Genomic DNA, 16532 nt, shown 5'->3' with positions numbered 1-16532 from the left:
ACTAGGTCGATCTCCTTGATGTGGCCGGGCCGCATGAAGTCCTCAAATGGATGGATATTGCTCCCGAGGTTCGGCTTGTTGCTGCTACGGCAAACGCGACAATTGTGACCCGCGATGGCTTTCGCTTCCTGTCGACACACTCTTTTGACGAGGATACGGCCCCCGATGTTCTATGGGTTCCAGGGGGAGCCCCGGTAGCCCTGGCGCCAATAATGAACGGCACTGGAGATCGTCGCTATGTCGACTATCTCGTTCGGGTCGCTGCTGATGCCAAGTGGGTCTGCTCGGTTTGCGAGGGAGCTCTTCTCTTGGCTGCTGCCGGCCTTTTGGATGGCTATGAGGCAACGACGCACTGGAAGTTCCTGCCCTGCCTGAAATCATTTGACAAAGTATGTGTTGTGCCAGGATTTCCCCGCTTCCATCTCGATGGAAATCGCCTGACAGGCGGCGGAATTTCGTCTGGCCTTGATGAGTCCCTCGAACTTGTTCGCCTGCTTACGAACGACGAGGATGCTGTTCGCGACGTACAGCGAACGCTGCAATACTATCCGGTGCCTCCCTTCCCGAGCGATCTGCGGAAACCGCTACGCTGCATGTTCTCCTGGTGAGTGTCGCTTGCCGCCTGCTGCTCGGATCGAGGCCGGCGCCGCTGCCAAAAACCTATATCCCATCGCGCAGCAGCGGCGTAATGGGCCGCAAGCGCGGGGATATAGTCGGCAAAACTTTGCGAGGCGATCATGGCGTAGCGCATGCGGGCGAGTTCGCCACGTCCATTGATCATGTCCGATGCGGCGTAGGCGGCAACGATACCTGAGCGCAGCGCATGCACAATGCCGCGTGACGACAGCGGATCGGCGCAGAACAGGCAGTCACCCGCCGCGATCCAGCGATGGCCCGCGGCCGGGTCGATCGTCGCCGTTCCCGCAGAATTAACCGATGCCGCGATTTCACGCGCGCCTTGGGGCAGGAGCGGGGCGATGAATTGCGTCGCCGCCAGTACGCGGTACCACGATTTCGGATCGCGCAGTTCGCTTCCGAGATCCGGATCGGTCAGGCACGAGACCACTCGACGCTCGCCAGGCAAATCGGCGCTGTACCACCAGCCCTCGGGGCGAGCCTCGATAACCATTCGGCAATCGCCCGGCACGCCATCGAAAAAGCGGGTATATGCCGCAAGATGCCCATGCACTCGGAGCTTCGCGCCGAAGGATCGGGCCAGCTTCCAACTGCGGCCGGTCGCCCAGATGACCGCGCTGGCGATGATCTTTCCATCGGTCAGTTCGAGGCGCCAGCCTTCGTCCTCACGCACAGCCGAACGCACGGCGTTGCCAAGCCGCACCTCAACGCCCGCATCCGATGCCGCTTGCACCATAAGTCGATCGAACCGTGCCCGATCGAGTTGCCAGCCAGCGCCGTGTGCTGAGAATATACTGGGTCGCTCGTCGAGCGCTTCGTTTCCCCAAGACGAAATCACCGCGCGGCTCTCCACGAAACCGGCGGCCAGGAATGGCGCCCATACGCCGAGTTGGCGCAGCAACCCCTGCGCCGCCGCCGGCAATATTTCGCCGGGTTTTGCCAGCTCGCGCCGTCCGGCATCGAAGAGAACCACGCGCAAATGGGGCGCATGGCGGCGCAAGGTCAGCGCCGCCGCTGCACCCGCCGGCCCGCCGCCGATGACGACGATGTCAGCCTGCTCGCACGGCATAGAAGGACGCCACTACTCCGGCCGGATGTATGCTGCCGCCGTCCCCTGAATGCGGGATCGTGCGCACTACGGAACCAACGATGGCGGGCACTTCCAGTCGGTCGGTGCTGTTGGGCCAGACCGGCACCAGCCAGCCAATATAGTCGTAGATCCACTCCTCGCCGCCGACCACGCCCTTGCCCTGGAAGCGGACCTGCATCGGAGATCCGTAACCGAAGCTGCCGCGCAGATCGAGCGACCAACCCGGCCCGCCGATCGTGCCCGAAAGCTCGGCCACCGACTGTTCCGCAATGGCGATCGTGCCTTCACCGAACAACAGGTCGTTGGCAGCCTTGCTGATATCGGGGTCGTTGAGGAAGCTGCGATAGGTCCAGTTGCCGACAAAAGGATTGGTCATGGTGTTTCTCCTGAATCTTCGACACAGATGTATTTGATCCCGGGCGAGGGCTGATCGAGCCCGCCGGCAGGGTTGCGGATCATGAAGCCGAGCTTCGACCACTCGGTCACCATCTTGAGATCGCCGGCGAGCGTCTGCGGAATGCCGCGCGCCCAGTTGCGGAACTGGAAATCCTTGCCGACGGGGTAGTAGACCTGCATTGGCCGATGTGCCGGCCACCAGAGGGTCTCCCAAACACGCCGCTCGCGCTCCATGAGCGTGTTGCCGACGCTGTCGGGATAAAGGACGTTCCATTCCTCGTAGGTGACGTCGATCGTCTGGGTGGAGCATTCGTTGAAATCGGCCTGCCACGGCAGTCCGCTGAGCTTGGTCAGGTCGCCGGGCTGCAATCCCACGTCAAGATCGCTATCAAGCGACAGCGGGTCGGAAGCATAGGCGATATAGCCTTCCTCGCTGACACCAGATCCCCATCGGTTGGCGTTCTCCTGCGCCGCCGTCAGCGCAAAACTGTACCATTCGGGGTCGGCCTGGATCCGATAGGGCTCGCGCCAGATCGCCGGATTGCGGATGATCCACGTCACTTCACCGCCGGGACAAAACGCGCCGCCGAGCCCGTTCGACAGCACACCCTGGTCGAGACCACGTCCGCCCGGCACGTTCCAGTCCTTGTAGGGCTTCCACGGATCGATCGCGGGGGCAAAGCCCGCATCCACTTCATCGATGAAGATCCCTGTCGCCCACTGCCGCAACAGGAACAGCTGTGTGTCGGTCAGCCGCAGGAACTTGCTCACCGTCTTGTTGGTGATCGGGTTGTCGCCCGCCAAGAGCGGCATCAGCGGCAGGTGATAGGTGCGGGTCGCCGGATTCGCCTCGAGGTGAAAAAGGTTCTCTTCGCCAGGCTTCCTCAGCAGATCGAACAGATATTGCCGCGCGGGGCGCCCCGGATCGGTGGTCGCGTCCTTTGCTGCGACGGTGAGGGCATGATCGAACAGTTGGCCCGACCGATAGTCGAACGCCAGCCGGCGTAGTGCTGCTTCGATCGGCTCGTCCGGATCGGTCGTGCGATCCGGTTCGGCAGGCTCCTGCCGCGATGAAGAGCGGGCGAGCTTCAGCATCCGTTTTGGCGACGGTGAAGCCGCTGCCGCGATACGCTCGATCACGCCGGCGACGGCGGCGTCGAACGCATCGCGCGCGTCGGCATAGGCGGGATCGGCCACCGTGTCGTTGGCGCCGAAGATCTCCCGCCAGCGCGCGGCATAGGCGCGTGGTGTCTCACCATCCCCTGGCGGGCAAACCGCTGCGGTGAAAGCCGCTGATGCCGCCTTCAGAGTGGCGCCTGCGTCGCCAACCACGGCATCTTTCGCGGCACCCGGCGCCTGTGTCGCATCGAGCAGCATCAGGCTCGGTTCGATCGCTGCCTCAAGCAGCCGCCCGCCGACATGATCGTCTTTCGCGCGATCCTCCTTCTGTGCCAGAGCACGCGGCGCGATCCGTGGCGGGATGCACAGGCGATAGGGGTCGAATGTGCCCCGGCTCGACTGGTTGTGCGGAAAGTTCGACTGCTGGAGGATGTTGGCGAAATAGGAGAACTCGTCGGCACGGAAAATGATCGGCCAGATGTCGCGCCAAAACCATGGCCTATAGGCCGGATTCCACTCCACCGGTCCGGCCTTCCAATGAAGCAAGGCCGGTGTGTCCGTGGGATCGATCTTCTGCGGCGCGTTGAATGTTCCGGCCGTGCCGTACATGTCGGTGCGGTAGGCAAATTCGCGGATCGACATGTCCTCGACCACGTCCTCCAGTGTGATCATGTCGAGCACCTCGGGCGCGTAACGGGGATAGCCGACAAGCACCCAGGCGGGATATTCGACATCGACGTAGCGCAAGGCCTGGACACGCTCCTCCATCATCACCAGCCGCGCCATGACCGGCCCATCCGAGATGTCGTCGAACCAGCCATCGCTGTTGGCATAGGTCTCGATGCGCGGATGGCCGAACCCGTTGAGAAACGAGCCGCTATTGCCATGCCCGCCAAGCACAAGCAGCCGCCCGCTGTCATCCGTCATCATATCGCCCAGCGTGTCGATGTCGCTCGGCGCCATCCCGGTCGGCGGGAAGGTAACGGCGTAGGCCGGATTGGTGTCCCGACCGAAACTTGCCTTGCGCCGCGCGGTGCAGTCGACGGCTTGCGGACCGGCGTCGATGATCAGTTTCTGCCGTTCAACGGGATCGGTAATGCCTGGGTTGCGCAGCGGCGTATCGGCGGGATAACCCGCCTCGCCACGCAGCCCGTCGAAGGTGAACCATGCCGCCTTCTTGTTGGCAAGCTGAACACGCCACTGGATGTCGACCAACTTGCCGCGATTGCCGCCACCTTCGACATGGTCGCCGATCTTGAGCGGAATACCGTCAGGATTGGCCACGTCATAGACGAAAATCTGGAAACGCGCCGCCTGGCGCTTGATGCGGCCCTTGCCGTCCTTGAAGTGCTTGATCGGCGCGTCGCCCTTGGCGGCATTGCCGTTGGCATCGCACTCGATCGGTAACTGCGCCGGCTTTTCCGGCGAGATGCAGAAAGCTTCGGGACTGTCGCCGAGGCGGGCGATACCGACGGCCGGGTGAATACGATAGACTGTTGGGTCGGCCATATGATTTCCCCTGCGCCAGCGTTTGACGTGTCTGTGATCAGTCGAGAAAGTTGAGAGAGACCCCGTCGAGCCTCAGCAATTCACGGTCTTCCTCGTAGGAGGCGCCGATCACCACCAGGCTGACCGTCAGGTCGGTAGCGCCGGCCGCGATCAGCCGGCGGGCGGCGCGCGTAACGTCGATCCGGTGATTGCGTGGCGTGTTCATGCTACGCTCGCGCAGGTCGAACTTGCGGCTCTCCGTAGACGGAATTTCGCAGTGCCCCGGACCCCCATAACACTCGCCATGGCCGAAAACCGCGGCATAGCCTGCATAGCCCGGCACGTTGAGTGGCGTGCTGGCGTCGGCATCCGGCGTATTGAGGAAGACGCGGATGAAGCAGGAGCGGGGCAACTGAGGCACCCGATGTAATCGCACTTCGGCCGAGCGGAAGCTCTTCGTCGCGTCGGGAACGGTGATCGGCGCTGAGACGAAGCGTCCAACCGGGTTGGTCAACCCGACCGGCATCAGGCATCCGCCACGAACATATTCATAACCGAAGCGGTTCATATCGAGCGTATCGCGCACCGCATAGCTCCACGGCGTCAGCGCGGATTCGAGGTCGGCCGGCAGTCCGTCGGGATGATCCTGCTGCCAGCGCCACCAGAGCCGGTCGATATTGGCATGAACCGGCCAGAAGATCGGGTCGTAGGATGCCGTCAGGTTCGAGAACATGTCGCCGAACTGCGGTTCTGAATAGAGGTCGTCGCGCTGGTGAAACTTGCGCCCAGCGACGCGTACCGCGCTGTTGCGGTCGGCGGGAGCATCGGTCTTGAATGCCGGGTTCATGCCCCCGGTCCAGATATGCATGGTGTTGTGTGGGTTCTGGTCGATGAAGCCGAAGCTGTCGACATAAAGGCTGCCGCCGCCGAAGTCGCGGAAGGTGCGCAGGCTGAGGATCTCGTCGATGTCCTCCTGTGCCGGGTAGTGGTAATGGATGACAGCGTTGATCGTGCCTTTGCCGAACTGGCCGGAATAGCGCAGCGGATACCAAAGGGAATTCGCCTCGAGCAGCGCGTCGATCAGCCGTTTGCGGTTCTCCCCCTCCACATAGTCCTTGCCGCAGGCCTTGCTGACCGCGTCATAGACCTGCGTTGGATTGGCCCATAACTGGCCCACCAGCGTGTCTATCTTGGCAGGGAAACCGTGACCGCGCAGGAAACGTGCCGAGGCCTCGTTCAGGAAGCCCTTGAAAGCATCGGGAAGGATCGCGCCCTTGGCTGGATCCTCGGGCTTGTAGCGCGCGGCCGGGAAATCCCACCACGGCATAGTCACGTCAGGACAGAAATCCTGCAAAGCCTGTTCGAATTCGTAAAGATACACGCGATGCCAGGGCAGGAAGCGCTCCCAGCCATGCTGGCAGTGGTTTTGGTGGATCAGGGCCAGGTTGTTGTAGCTGCGTTTGTCGCCGACCCATTTGTTGAGCTTGTACAATTCGCGAAACGCATAGCGCAGGCGCTCCTTCTGCGGCTCGTCCAGCACGTCGACGTCCATGCGCTGCCTCAGTTCGCCCTTGGCGTAGCGCCAAGCAGCAGGATCGGATGCCGGGCCGAAGATGGGGCCGGGAAGCCCCTTCACCTCGACGCGGCTCTCGGTCGCAACGCTCACCTTGCCGGCGAGCTCGGCCGATCCGATCAGCGCGCCGGGACAGCCCTCCTCGATCCACGTCTCGATCCGGTCAATGTCGTCATCCGCGACCGCCGAGCCGCCCCAGGGCAGGCGAGGGAACTGCTTGCCATCGAACGGCGGAAGTCCGCGCAACCCTCGGATCAGCGTCGAGCGAGCGCCACGCCCCTTCGCATCGCTGTTGCCACAGCAGGTGGTCGAGAGTGGCGCGATCAACGGCATCCCATGAAGCTGGCATGTCAGGAATTCCGGCAGGGTCAGCCCCGTCAGGCTACCAGGACCGCCGGAGCCGCCCGCCGCGGCGAGGATCGCTTCGACGTCGCTCCAGGTGAACGGTGCAATAGGTATCGGTTGCGCTTTACTTGTGGTCATCGTGGCCACCCATCTGCATGGCGGCACCCTGGGTTGTGTCGCCTACCTGGTCGGGCAGCACCACGGCAACGTTCTGCATCATGCCCTGGTCTTCATGATCGAGGATGTGGCAGTGAAGCACATATTCGCCAATGTAACGCTCGTAGCGGGTACGGACCTTGACCGTATAGATGCCGGAGAAGCCGGCGGGCAGGGATTGCGGAATAAGGCTCTTGATCCACAGCGTATCCTTCCACACGCCCTTCAGCCCGACATATTGCGGATCATAGGGCGCACCACCCGCATCATCGACGGCACCCGGCGCACTGACATCCTTGCCGTTGGGATCGGTGATCGAGACGATCTGGAACGGATTGACGTGGATATGGAATGGATGGCTGACGAAATGCGATTGCAGCGTCCATTCCTGCGCCTTGCCCAGCGGCAGGGCGCGGTCGATGCGGTTGGGATCGTAAGGTTTGACGTCCTCCGTCTTGAGTGTATTGCCAACCTCGAACTTCGTGTCCGGTCCGGTCGTGTCGATGAAGAAGGTCAGTTCCTGCGTGCCGTTGCCTTCTACTTCGTCGTCGGTGATATCGGGATGCGGCGTGAAGCTGGTGAATTTCGTGCCCGCCTTGAGATCGGCCACCACCGTCTCCTTGACATTTTCGGGCATGTTGGTTTCGGCGAGGGTAACCAGCTCGCGGTTGACATAGGCGTTCACGTCGTCAACCGGCTTGCCTGGAGCAACGTCGACCAGGCCGAGCAATTGCGGTCCGACGTCGAGGGCGTTCACCGAACCCGATTTGGGTGCCGAGGAATCGATCACGCAATAGCGTCCTGCTTCCGGGAAGACAACCAGCGCGTCGAAACGATAGCCGGGTTGGAACGTTGCAAGCTTGGTTGTCTGTGCCGCCGCCATCGTAAGGCCGTCGGCTGCAATCAGCTTGTAGGGCACGGGCGTGGTGTCGCAGGTATCCTTGATGAACGCGGCGGTAGTATCTGCCCTGAGCAGCGTCTTCACGCCGGGCTTCAGTTTGCCGTCGAGCACCTTGAAGAACTGCAGGCTGATCGTGTCGCGCACACCGGCATGGATTATCCGCCAGCGCTCGATCTGACCCTGCGTCGCCGTCATCAGATCGTTGGGATTGAACACCTTGCCATTAAGCGATGTGTACCGCCCGGATGCCGGCCAGGTGCCCGGTCCAAACTGGTCGTAGCCTTCGATACCGCCGACATCATCCGGATCGCAGAAATAATGGCCGTTGCTGTCCTGCTTGATCGAGCCGAGATCTCCGGGTTTGGCTGGGGTGCCTCGGCAGGCGTACTGGATCTGCTGCATCACCAGCACCCGCTCGGGGATCGCTGATGTCGGGATCAGCGTATCGATGTCGCCATGGGCCGTCGGCGTTGGAAAGCGGTTGCCGCGGATGATCAATGCACCGGCCATGCCGCTCGACACCTGCAGCGCGGTCGAGCCGTGGCGGTGTGTGTGATACCAGAACGTGCCGGAGGGATGATCGGACGGAATGTTGTATTCGTAGGTGAACTTTGTCTGCGGGTTGATCGACAAGAGCACGTTGTCGCTGTTGCCTGACGGACTTACCCAGAGCCCATGGGTGTGAAGATTGGTGCCATTGAAGCAGTGCGGGATGTCGGGCATCGTCTGGCCACCGGGCATGCAGCCGGGGTCGCCGGGCTGCGATCCTGCCGGCAGCTGATTGTCGAGGGTGACGCGCACCGTGTCGCCGGGAGTTGCCTCGATCGTCGGCGAGACATAGGGCGCATTGGGATCGACGCCCTTACCGGTATAGCCACGCAGATGAACCTTGTCGTAGCCGCCTGTAGACGGATTGTAGATCTGGTTGTCGATGTACTGGATCTTGAGATCGAGCAGGCGGTCTCCGCGCACCGGCGTCGTGTTGCCGGGCAGCGGCTCTGCCGGCGCAGCCTCCGCCAAGGTGGGCTTGGCAATCGGCGCCCGTTCATCCTGCAGGACCGGTGGATTGAGGATCTCTGCCGCTGCGGGCAATGCGGCCATTGACCCCAGACTACCGCCGAAAACAGCCGCGAAAAACCGCGCACGCACCATCGATCCACCACGCGACATAGGGGCTCCTCCACCTAACTCTGGGTTGCATTAGAATATAATATGCATGCGATCCGAACGCATGTCCAGATCGATAAATCTAAAATGGCATAATTTACTTTATCGCCTCGCAGACCGATGCGACCTTCTCCAATTTGTGTGGTTCGCTGGTGGTGCCGGATCAAGAATGAAAACGTCAGAGATTCGCCGGCAACTGCCGACGATCGCTCTGTCTAATGCGCGTCGCACAAGGAGGGTTGCCGAGATCGCTGGCCCCACCTTCATAAGCGCCGGCGACAATGAGGTCTGCCTTGAGCCTGTGCGCAACGTCGATGACCGCCATCCCTATATCGCCCGTCTGTCGTGGCTCGACGATGCTCCTGGCTCGAACCGAATGGCGTGTCAGGAACCGAACGGTGTCAGCCAGGGCTTTCTCTTCGACACCGTGACTCTCCTTGATCGCGAGAACGACGACATCCCCTCTGCCGAGGTCAACAGAGGCATCGCATCGACGATTGTTCACCGCAGTTCCTAGGTATCTTTCCAGGCAACCACGATCGTTCGAGCTTCCGGAGAGATCTGGCAGGCCGAAGGTAGTAGCACAGGTCGTCCCGCCGCCAGGAGGACATCGCCTATATTGACCGTGCGCCGGGAATCGAGTGCCTGACCTTTTTCCACATCGATGAGTACAACAAGGTCGGCGGCTCGTGTGGAAGAACAGCATTTCATTTATAAGCTTCGGTTCATAAAGCTTAAACTAATAGTTGTAAAATTGCCCCTTACCACTGGAAGGAGGGGCTTGTTGCGGGTTACTGCCGAAGAACTGACTTCTCCACCTAGAGGGGAAAGCGCAGTCGCGAGCCTCAATTTCACGACTACCGACGCTTCCTCTCCCCTTGAGGCGTGGCGCTCTCTTCTTGTTTGTCTATTCGACAGTCTCCTTCCCGGCGCGTCGCCATCTAGCCCGTTCAAAGCCAATCTTGTTGTTCATCACTTCGGCACGTTTCTACTTTGCCACAGCGTCGTCGACGGCGGGCGATATCGGCGTACGCCGGCCCGCCTTGCACATGATGATATAGATCACATCGTCGTTTCTTGCCTGCAGCGCGGCGCCGTCACGCTGGCCCGCCCTGCCGCACGCAAGCTGCTTCCGGGCGACGTGGCCGTGCTGGATCTCTCGGCCCCAGTGGTTTTTGGCGTTAAATCGGCCGAGGCAATGCATCTGATCCTTCCGCGCACCTTGCTTCCAACTACAGTCGCACCGGCGCAACCAGCGGGTGGGAGGATTCTGGCGGGAGATGCGGCCATGGGGATTCTCATTCGGAAGTGCCTGGAAGCGTTGTGCGAGGCCGCGCCTACCCTTAGCCCTGGCGAGGTGCTGGCTCTCGGGGCCTCTGTTCCCGATCTGCTCGCATCATGCCTCGGTTCCATTGTTGCCATCAAACCAACGGAGGCTCGGGGCAACCTCGGGCGTCGGTTGCGCCGACACATTGAGGAAAACCTGCATCGCAAAGACTTGAGCCCTTCGACGTTGACCCGCGACCTCGGTGTCTCTCGCAGCCAGCTCTACCGGCAATTCGGGACCGGGGTTGGCGTCGAGACCTATATACGCCGCCGCCGTCTCAGACGCTGTCTGCTCGTTCTTTGTGACCCGCGCTACGCCGACCGCCGGATTGGCGACATTGCATATGACATGGGTTTCACCGACGAGGCCCATTTTAGTCGGCTTTTTCGCCAAGCTTTTGGTCTTTCACCGAGGGCTGCCCGGAGCGCCGCCAGGCTGGGCCAGGGACCGGAACTTCGGAAGATTGTGCCACCTGAAGGCGCCTCATTCGCACATTGGGTGACCGGGCTCGGTGCTGGCTAAAATGCCACCCGCTCTTTGGGACGCTCGTCCATGTTTTTGGAACACCCATCCACAGACACCCTCAGCTGACCTGCATAGGATCACGACAACACAAGAGAGCAACCAAAGCCTCAGCGAGGAAACAGACCGATGCCTAAACCGACAGCAAACACCGCACCGCCGAGCAACACGCCTGTGGAAAGTGAAATTAAATTCAACCTGACTGCCACCAACAAGTCGAGTGTGCCAGGTCTACAATTTTTTAGCGTCTTCCCGCCTGAATTGAAAAGCGTCGCACCAAAGCAGCAGCAACTCGTCACGGCGCTCGTATCCGGCCCAACCACGCAGGCCTCGTCGCCTCAGATCCTCACCTGGAAGGGTGGGACGGGCGCGCTGACCCTGCTGGCTTTCCGCGGTACGTCACTCCAGAGTTTTCAGACGACTCCGGTTTCGCTGGGCGAAAGCGTAACGGTATCCTGGAGCCAGGGGGCTTTCGCCTTCGCCCGGATAGAGGGGGCCTCGAAGGACAAGGTAGCCGTCACCTTCGCTTCGGGGACACCGACGGACGGTTTCATCGGCCTAACCGTCGGGCCGGCTCCGATTCTGCTGTCGATCCCGAAAAGCCTCACCCCACTCAGCCTCGAACCCGATCTGTCGCCGACAGTTACCGTGGTCTTCGGCACTCCCTTCGAGTTCCCATGTCCCAATCAGTCGGACCTCAGCAAGGCTACGAGTGTTTATTTTGCCCAGGGTTCCGGATGCGGCGGCCTGACATACAGCGCACAGATCAATGTGGGGCCGGAAGACGTGATTGTCCAAATCGGCTGAACCACCGACCTTCCCGGCCTCTCTCACGCCGGGTAGCTCCCTTGCCGCCACTCCTCCACCCGCGGCGAGGGATAGGTCGGCACCGTCCCAGCCCCGGGGGCGGTGCCGATTCCCCCATCCTGGGCGATCCTCCGAAAGGCCGTTGAAATGACCAAATACTCCCTGACCTGCATCAACAACTCGCAACTGCACGGCAGCTTCGCGGTGTTCCAAAAAGCCCCGCCGACCACGATTCCCGGTAACGTGTTTTCGCTTGCCTGGTTCGCCCGTCCGACGGCACCGGGAAGTCGGGTAACGTTCACCTGGGGCGTCGAATACAGCTTCGTCTGGTCGGAAACCGGGCTGCTGCAGCCGGGCATCAACTTTTCGGCAAGCCAGACCGTGCCGGCCGATCCGGATCGCCAAAACCTGGTCCAGCTGACGAAAGACCAGTACGGTGCGACCACCTTCGGAAGCCGAAGCGGTACGGGCGCGCTCGGTTCGCTTACCATCCAGCAGTTGTCCAACGTCGCGCCTAATAAGACGTCGGTCGGCATCGGTATGTCCGGTTCGGGCACTTTCGCCGTCCAAGCGGCTCCAAACATGACCGCGGTCTTCACCCCGCATCCAAACTACTGGGTGGTCTTCGGCAACTACGAGACGGGCGACGTGATGGACATCCAGGATGTGACCGAGGCCGTCGAGGTCACCTATGGCGGCTCCCTGACGTCGCGCACTGCAGAACTCAACCTTGAAAACCTGATCGGGGTCTCGTGATCAAGGACTGACGGCGGCTGGTAAGCCGCCGTCACCACCGGGTATCAAAGGCCAGCCCGAAGCGACGAGCGTCTTCTCTTCACACGACAAAGGCTGACAGGCCCCTTCCCGTACCCCAGCGGCACCCACCTCGCGCATAACCGCTCCGACAAGCGGTTTGAACGGGGCCCGCGAAAAGACCTCATGCGGCGCAATCCCGCGCTTTCGTCTTAACACCAGTCATCCGGCGGAAGGCGCCGCCGGTCAGCGCCCCCGCATGGCGTGGAGGCGTTTACCCTATCGTGAAAGGAAACGGTTATGAACAGCAATAAACGACCATTCAATGTTATGGCAACCACGTTCGCTCTCCTTGCCGCGCTCTGCGGAGCAAGCACTGCAAGCGCCTATTCCGTCTACCGGGGAGTGGTGGCCGACCCTCAGCATCATGTGATCTGGGAAGCGGGGAACTTTGGAGTGAGCGGCGGCGCACCGACCCTCTCTTTTTTCCATTATTTGGATGACGCAGCCGCAAGAGCCGCGATGCCTAACTCCCAGTGCCTGGTCAAGATCGATCTTGGCAACGTCGCGCCAGCGCCGGGTGCCAACTTTCAGGTCGGTAACGTGGGCATCGCCTTAGGCGCGTTCGCCATCGACCAACCCGTTGCTTTTCCCTGGCAGATCGACTTCGACAACAATCCAGCCAGTCACTGGAGCATTGCAAGAGCCCAAATCTCGAATGGAAACAATACCGCTGCATCCAGGGTGGCGGCGGCCGGAGCAGCCAATCTTGTCTTCAACGACCCAGACGTTACCGTCATTAACGGGAATACAACTGGGTGCGCCCGATAGACCGGCCAACTGAGGTAAACTAGCCTAGATAACAATCGGGCATGCTGCCGGGGTCATACCTTGGCAGCATGTATGAAAGGACCGCCTGAGAAGCAACCGAGTTGGACGGCAATTCGGCACGAGGGCCTTTGCCGTTCTTGTGCATGCCTCCAGCATCCATGCGATCAGCAAAGTAGTCTTCCGCCTGTAGGCTCGCTCCTTCCAGCTCGTCCCAAAGCCGCCTTCAGCTCCTCCAAAGATACACCCGGCTGCATCGGAGCCAATCTCGCATTGTCAATCGGCATGCGCGTCCTCTCTCGGTGACCGTCCCGCGCAGGAGATAGGACGGGTTGGAGACAGGGCAATGACGTAGCGGGAGGTTGGAGGCTCAGCGTGGCTGGGCAGGCGCCCAGCCGTTCACGCGGAAAAGCGCGAGGTCCTGATAGCTGACCTCGCTCTTTCCTTGGGGTTCGCGTTCGGCGGTCATCCAGCCCCTTCCCCATGGTTAGAGTGCCTCGCCTGGAATCGAACCCGCGACCCGTTTCGTCATCGCGGAAGCTGTTGAAATATCGCGAAAATAGGTGTTCAACAGATTGCTAAGATCTTCTACGTATAGTTGAAAGATAAATGCATCTTGGAAGCACTCCGCTTCGGGATCTGTCAGCCGATAACTGGATCCACGCTTTGCCGAAACGCTTCATTTTCCGCATGGTAGACCATAGGGACTGCGCCCGGTTTTTCAAAGATGGTGAGTTGCGTTCAAAAAACCATCCGCAAGCTCAACTCTGCCATCAAGCATCATATGCGGAGATCGTAAGCCGCCGCGGTGGTCCTGGCTTGAGTACCCCTGCCGGGCACGTCATTAACGACCATGTTGCGTTCTATTTCTCGCCGTTGACCGGCATGGCGTTTGCGATCCATAGCGGGCATGTGAATTCACTATCACCTGACGGAGCTCTCCTGGGAAAGGCAACAATGGATGACAGAGTGTTCTTCGTTGCAAACGTCGAAAATTTCCGCGATTCAGGACGAGAATATTGGTTCAGCAATATAGCGTGCAATTCGCTTGCCCCCGCTCCCTCGTTCACAGACAATCTCGACGCTATCGAAAATCATGTCGCTTGGGACCTTTTCGACGAGTCTCCGATTGCGGGACGGATAACCGAAATTGGATATACCGGATGTACGACATGGCAGCATAATCGCGATGATCCTCCTCGCTACCAAAATCGGAAACAAAAGCGCATGGCGGAGTTTTTAGTTCGAGATGCCGTTCCATTGTCAATGTTTGATTGCATTATCTGCAAATCTGGTCTTATCAAGACCGCAGTAGAGGGTATGATGCAGGGAACGAACGTCGATCTGCCCATCTACGTTAAACCAGGATGTTACTACTGATGGCTCTGATCTTCAAAACCGGCGACATGTTCGAAGAGCCCGCGGAAGCGATCGTGAACACGGTCAACTGTGTCGGCGTTATGGGTAAAGGCGTAGCGCTCGAGTTTAAACGCCGTTGGCCCGAGAATTTCAAGGCTTACAAGCGACTGTGTGACAAGCATGACCTGCGACCCGGCAAAGTGTACGTTCACGAGAACACCGGCATGTTTCATGCCGACGGCCGGAAGTTCCTGATAAATTTCCCGACAAAGGATCACTGGCGGGCGAAGTCGAAGATCGAGTTTATCGAAGCCGGCCTCGACGATTTTGTTGAGCAGGTGTCCAGGCTGAAGATACGCTCGGTCGTGCTACCTCCGCTGGGTTGTGGCAACGGAGGCCTTGACTGGCGCGATGTGAAGCCTCTGATCACCGAAAAGTTGAGCCGTGTCACGGATGTAGATTTCATCGTTTTCGTTCCGGAAGGAGAGAAGGACGCGATTGAAGCTGTGAGAGCCTCGACGGTTCGGATGACATTCGAACGCGCGGTTCTGCTTAAAGCGTTCAATGATTTGGCGATCCATTTTGACGGCAGCCTCACTCGCATCACCATGCAGAAGTTGGTGTACTTTCTGCAGGAACTGGGCGTGGACTTCGGATTGCCGTTTGCTAGGAACGAATTCGGCCCGTACTCAGAAAATCTGCGTGAGGCGTTCATAGCAATGGAGCGACAAAACCTGATCTCTGGGTTTATCACTGGTGCGAGACAAACGACCGTGACGAAGGAAGGCCTTCGGTGGGCGGAAGATTTTCTGAGTCGAAACGACCGTCTTCGCGCGGAGCAGCTCATTGCGGCCCTTAGCCGGCTCGTAGAGGGATACGAGAGCCCGTATGGCCTGGAACTTTTGTCTTCAGTTCATTTTGTTGCAAACTACGAAGAAATCAAAGGTGTTGACGCCATTGTTGATACGCTGGGAAATTGGAGCAAGCGTAAGAGCTTGGAATTCGACTCCAAGATGATTGGAGTCGCTATTGATCGGCTAACCGAAGATCGTCTTTTGCATTGACACAATGCAATAATGGTCGCGGCGCGATGGCGCAGCCCCCGTTAGGGTTGGACATCCGCGTCCGCGATCACCACGAAGTCTACACCGAGAGACAAGAAATCGGCTCGAGCTCCGAGGAGAAGAGCATCGAGCTGCTGCATGCGCCGAATGGGGCCTGTCGCAAATTTTTGCGTTTAACGGTATGTTGACCGCCGGAGGAGAAATTTCCGCTCCAAATGTTGTGGAGCGTACGGATGATTCTGAATGCTATTGCCGAAAAGCTGAAGCGGCAGTCGAAGGATGATTTCAAAGGCAGGCATTTCGAGGCATGGCTGATCGTACAGGCGGTCACCTGGTATTTGAGATATCCCCTGAGCTATCGAGATCTGGAAGAAATGTTCGAAGAGCGCGGCTTCGAGGTCGATCATAGCACGATCAACCGCTGGGTATTGAGCTATGCGCCGATGATCGAGAAGCGTCTTCGCCAGTTTCGCCGGCCGCATTGCGGATCGGTTCGGATTGACGAGACCTACGTTAAGATCCGCGGCAAATGGCGCTATCTGTACCGAGCCATCGATAAGCATGGCAACCCGGTGGATTTCCTGCTTTCTGCAAAGCGAGATCTCGAAGCCGCCAAGCGGTTCTTCCGCAAGACGCTGAAAGATCAACCCTTACTGTCGCCGAACAAGATCTGCACAGATGGTGCCAATACCTTCCCGTCGGCGATCAAAGCTTCGGTTGAAGACGGGCTCCTACACCCCGACCCCGTGCACTATGTGACCAAGCACCTGCAACAAGGCATTGAGAGCGATCACTTCCGTGTGAAAAAGAACATGCCGAAGATCGGCGGCTTCCAATCCTTCAACACGGCGCGGCGAACGATTGCCGGTTTCGAGGCGATGCTGTGGTTGAGAAAAGGCTTCGGCTTTTCCGGCGGCTGGACGATCAACGATCAAAACGATTTGGTTGCGCGCCTCTTCGGACTTACAAAGGTTAACAAAACATGAAAATAGCATCCTTCA

The 16532-nt window shown here is 59.6% G+C and carries 14 protein-coding genes; 9 read left to right on the top strand and 5 right to left on the bottom strand.

Translation table 11 applies throughout. The features are described 5' to 3' along the window. Window positions 1-50 precede the first annotated feature (50 nt). The gene (locus tag J3P73_RS34720; RefSeq protein WP_245002805.1) at window positions 51-608 is read left to right on the top strand and encodes a DJ-1/PfpI family protein; all 558 of its coding nucleotides are present in this window, start codon (window positions 51-53) and stop codon (window positions 606-608) included. Here the strand turns inward: J3P73_RS34720 and J3P73_RS34715 are convergent. The 5 genes from J3P73_RS34715 to J3P73_RS34695 are packed head-to-tail and all read right to left on the bottom strand — an operon-like array spanning window position 545 to window position 8874. Beyond that, entirely contained in the window at window positions 545-1705 is a 1161-nt protein-coding gene (locus J3P73_RS34715; protein WP_207580348.1) for an NAD(P)/FAD-dependent oxidoreductase, read from the bottom strand. The two genes, J3P73_RS34720 and J3P73_RS34715, sit on opposite strands and share 64 nt — an antisense overlap. Next, the gene (locus J3P73_RS34710; protein ID WP_028744280.1) at window positions 1686-2102 is read right to left on the bottom strand and encodes a hypothetical protein; all 417 of its coding nucleotides are present in this window, start codon (window positions 2100-2102) and stop codon (window positions 1686-1688) included. The genes J3P73_RS34715 and J3P73_RS34710 overlap by 20 nt, the downstream gene beginning before the upstream one ends. Beyond that, a complete protein-coding gene (locus tag J3P73_RS34705; protein WP_207580347.1) occupies window positions 2099-4750 on the bottom strand; it encodes a LodA/GoxA family CTQ-dependent oxidase in 2652 nt (883 codons plus the stop codon). The genes J3P73_RS34710 and J3P73_RS34705 overlap by 4 nt, the downstream gene beginning before the upstream one ends. Before the next feature lie 37 nt (window positions 4751-4787). After that, entirely contained in the window at window positions 4788-6785 is a 1998-nt protein-coding gene (locus J3P73_RS34700; protein ID WP_207580346.1) for a tyrosinase family protein, read from the bottom strand. After that, window positions 6772-8874 (bottom strand): multicopper oxidase family protein, encoded by a 2103-nt coding sequence (locus J3P73_RS34695; protein ID WP_028744277.1) that lies wholly within the window; start codon window positions 8872-8874, stop codon window positions 6772-6774. Before J3P73_RS34695 ends, J3P73_RS34700 begins: the two co-directional genes overlap by 14 nt. Before the next feature lie 166 nt (window positions 8875-9040). Here J3P73_RS34695 and J3P73_RS34690 point away from each other — a divergent pair, with 166 nt between their 5' ends. From J3P73_RS34690 to J3P73_RS34655, 8 genes are all read left to right on the top strand, one after another. Continuing rightward, on the top strand, window positions 9041-9388 hold the full coding sequence (locus J3P73_RS34690; protein ID WP_207580345.1) for a hypothetical protein: 348 nt from the start codon (window positions 9041-9043) through the stop codon (window positions 9386-9388). Between the two features lie 267 nt (window positions 9389-9655). Continuing rightward, window positions 9656-10720, top strand: coding sequence for a helix-turn-helix domain-containing protein (locus J3P73_RS34685; RefSeq protein WP_207580344.1), 1065 nt, complete (start codon window positions 9656-9658; stop codon window positions 10718-10720). A gap of 129 nt (window positions 10721-10849) precedes the next feature. Continuing rightward, window positions 10850-11527 (top strand): hypothetical protein, encoded by a 678-nt coding sequence (locus J3P73_RS34680; protein WP_207580343.1) that lies wholly within the window; start codon window positions 10850-10852, stop codon window positions 11525-11527. 147 nt (window positions 11528-11674) lie between these two features. Continuing rightward, window positions 11675-12283, top strand: a complete 609-nt coding sequence (locus J3P73_RS34675) for a hypothetical protein (RefSeq protein ID WP_130827358.1) — start codon at window positions 11675-11677, stop codon at window positions 12281-12283. Window positions 12284-12580: 297 nt separating this feature from the next. Then, window positions 12581-13111: a hypothetical protein gene (locus J3P73_RS34670; RefSeq protein ID WP_207580342.1), complete on the top strand. Its 531-nt coding sequence runs from the start codon at window positions 12581-12583 to the stop codon at window positions 13109-13111. A gap of 606 nt (window positions 13112-13717) precedes the next feature. Next, window positions 13718-14488, top strand: coding sequence for a DarT ssDNA thymidine ADP-ribosyltransferase family protein (locus tag J3P73_RS34665; RefSeq protein WP_080667731.1), 771 nt, complete (start codon window positions 13718-13720; stop codon window positions 14486-14488). Next, window positions 14488-15531, top strand: a complete 1044-nt coding sequence (darG, locus tag J3P73_RS34660; RefSeq protein ID WP_028744355.1) for a type II toxin-antitoxin system antitoxin DNA ADP-ribosyl glycohydrolase DarG — start codon at window positions 14488-14490, stop codon at window positions 15529-15531. Before J3P73_RS34665 ends, darG begins: the two co-directional genes overlap by 1 nt. Before the next feature lie 233 nt (window positions 15532-15764). Continuing rightward, window positions 15765-16517, top strand: a complete 753-nt coding sequence (locus tag J3P73_RS34655; protein ID WP_164579992.1) for an IS6-like element ISRle6 family transposase — start codon at window positions 15765-15767, stop codon at window positions 16515-16517. Window positions 16518-16532: the final 15 nt, after the last annotated feature.

The sequence above is a fragment of the Rhizobium ruizarguesonis genome, from assembly GCF_017357285.1.
Lineage (GTDB): Bacteria > Pseudomonadota > Alphaproteobacteria > Rhizobiales > Rhizobiaceae > Rhizobium > Rhizobium ruizarguesonis.
This window is presented reverse-complemented; position numbering and strand designations above follow the sequence as displayed.

Coding starts and splice junctions, on each gene's coding strand:
- J3P73_RS34700 (WP_207580346.1), bottom strand. CDS start 6,785: ATGACCACAAGTAAAGCGCAACCGATACCTATTGCACCGTTCACCTGG.
- J3P73_RS34680 (WP_207580343.1), top strand. CDS start 10,850: ATGCCTAAACCGACAGCAAACACCGCACCGCCGAGCAACACGCCTGTG.
- J3P73_RS34720 (WP_245002805.1), top strand. CDS start 51: ATGGATATTGCTCCCGAGGTTCGGCTTGTTGCTGCTACGGCAAACGCG.
- J3P73_RS34715 (WP_207580348.1), bottom strand. CDS start 1,705: ATGCCGTGCGAGCAGGCTGACATCGTCGTCATCGGCGGCGGGCCGGCG.
- darG (WP_028744355.1), top strand. CDS start 14,488: ATGGCTCTGATCTTCAAAACCGGCGACATGTTCGAAGAGCCCGCGGAA.
- J3P73_RS34690 (WP_207580345.1), top strand. CDS start 9,041: ATGAAAACGTCAGAGATTCGCCGGCAACTGCCGACGATCGCTCTGTCT.
- J3P73_RS34705 (WP_207580347.1), bottom strand. CDS start 4,750: ATGGCCGACCCAACAGTCTATCGTATTCACCCGGCCGTCGGTATCGCC.
- J3P73_RS34695 (WP_028744277.1), bottom strand. CDS start 8,874: ATGTCGCGTGGTGGATCGATGGTGCGTGCGCGGTTTTTCGCGGCTGTT.
- J3P73_RS34675 (WP_130827358.1), top strand. CDS start 11,675: ATGACCAAATACTCCCTGACCTGCATCAACAACTCGCAACTGCACGGC.
- J3P73_RS34670 (WP_207580342.1), top strand. CDS start 12,581: ATGAACAGCAATAAACGACCATTCAATGTTATGGCAACCACGTTCGCT.
- J3P73_RS34655 (WP_164579992.1), top strand. CDS start 15,765: ATGATTCTGAATGCTATTGCCGAAAAGCTGAAGCGGCAGTCGAAGGAT.
- J3P73_RS34665 (WP_080667731.1), top strand. CDS start 13,718: ATGCATCTTGGAAGCACTCCGCTTCGGGATCTGTCAGCCGATAACTGG.
- J3P73_RS34710 (WP_028744280.1), bottom strand. CDS start 2,102: ATGACCAATCCTTTTGTCGGCAACTGGACCTATCGCAGCTTCCTCAAC.